Consider the following 1,724-nt stretch of genomic DNA (forward strand, 5'->3'; position numbering starts at 1 on the left):
TGAAAACCAGGCGATATAGATTTTGATCTGGTAATAATCAGGTTGAGTATTATCTGATGGATAATACCCATCAGTCCCGTCATCGATGCCGCTGACGACGGTTGTACGATAAGCTTGAATACGATTGATGGTGATCGCCTGCGAACTCTCAGGCAGACTGTCCTGCAACGCTGAGTAGCCAAAGTCAACGGCTTGCTCCATGCGTGAAGCCATATTGATCCAGGCCAGCTGTTTACGAATGGCTTTGTCGATATCCCAACGGGAGTAGACCATATACTGAGTCGTTCCCAGGGCTATTATGGACAGCAGGGTAATTGAGAAAATAATTTCGATGAGGGTAAACCCGGGTCTTCTTTGCGATGGGGAAACCATTTGCAGATATTGCAGGACAGACCCAAGCCATTTTTTCTTCATAAATGATCAACCCATCTCATTGATTTGATGAACGGGTCAAATCTAAGGTTTTGAAAGTAAATGGGTTAGTTAATCTTTACCCCGCGACCCACTTCCAGAAACTGGTATTACTCCTGAGGCGGTCGCTGCATATTCTCCAGACCCACCATTTTTATCAGATCCCCATAGGTGATCGGCTTGATATTATTGGTTTGTAGAGCATCTCGAAACACTGGCGAAGTGATAGCCTGAAGTTCACTGAACCGATGCTTACTCATCTCTTTCAATCCAAATGTATTCAAGTCGATCATGGCCTGCATCTCTGGAGTATCCAGACTGACATGGACAACCTGCAGATTAATACCGGGTTCAAGGGTAGTGATATTGCTCAGCAATGAATCCAGTTTAGCATCATATTCCGGAAAGTAGGTGGCACTGGATGACTGCTCCCCCAGATAGTAGACCAGACCCAGTTCATGTTCAGCAGCCAGTCCCTCAACAATTTCACGCAATTCCAGGGTTTGGACTGCCGCACCCATATGGTAATCCACATAATCGATTTTAAGACCACAGCTCATGGCTCGTTCAATCTGGGCTCGTAGCTCTTTTTCGATCTCAGCTACATCAGGGTTTCGTGAAAACAGCAGGGATCGCGCTGGTAGAAAATAGCCCAGTGAATCAACCAGACTGGGAACTGCCTCCCTCCCGACAACCGGACCCCAGCGGTAATTCTGCCACTCCGCGTTAAGGGTCAAATGGATCCCAACACTCACTTCAGGGTGGGGTTTCAGGATATCCACCGCTTCCTGATACCAGGGACAGGTAAACATGATGGAGGTAGAAACGGGCAGTCCAGTTTCGATGACTTGTTTAACCGCCATATTTACACCATGCGACATGCCCATATCATCCAGTCGGATCAGATAGTATTTAACATCCGGTACAATATCATTCTTGGAATACCCAAATAGCGCTGGTGCGATCAGGGTCAGGAGGATTAAAAGCTTAAATTGTGAGTTCATGAGTCCAATCTATCATAATATTCCTGCAGGCTTACTTATATTTTCAGGGGACTCTTTTTTGGTTCATCATAATAATGCGTACCTGGATGCAATCATTGAGATTGGGGGTCAATAAAATATTCTGGGGTACAAAGGTATAAAGGTATAAGGGTTATAGAGCCTGTGTGAAAACTTCATTGCGCCGGAATAATTGCTTGCTAACATTAGCTTTAGTTGTCTACGTATAGTACTGTTACTATTGATACTTACCCCAGGCTTCAGCCTGGGGGTTATAAAAACCTTAAAAAAAGGAGGGCTTTAGCCCAACAA

General features: G+C 45.1%; 2 protein-coding genes. Both read right to left on the reverse strand.

Going from position 1 to position 1,724, the window contains the following annotated elements; all coding sequences use genetic code 11:
• Positions 1-414, reverse strand: a 414-nt coding sequence (locus U9Q77_12745) for a type II secretion system protein (GenBank protein ID MEA3288226.1), incomplete at its 3' end; no start/stop codon positions are given.
• Between the two features lie 107 nt (positions 415-521).
• Entirely contained in the window at positions 522-1,415 is an 894-nt protein-coding gene (locus U9Q77_12750; protein ID MEA3288227.1) for a ChbG/HpnK family deacetylase, read from the reverse strand.
• Between the last annotated feature and the right edge of the window lie 309 nt (positions 1,416-1,724).

It is taken from the genome of Candidatus Neomarinimicrobiota bacterium, from assembly GCA_034716895.1.
Classification (GTDB): Bacteria; Fidelibacterota; UBA8477; order UBA8477; family JABMPR01; genus JABMPR01.

Excerpts from the sequence above, each read along its gene's own strand:
- U9Q77_12750 (MEA3288227.1), bottom strand. The coding sequence starts at position 1,415 with ATGAACTCACAATTTAAGCTTTTAATCCTCCTGACCCTGATCGCACCA.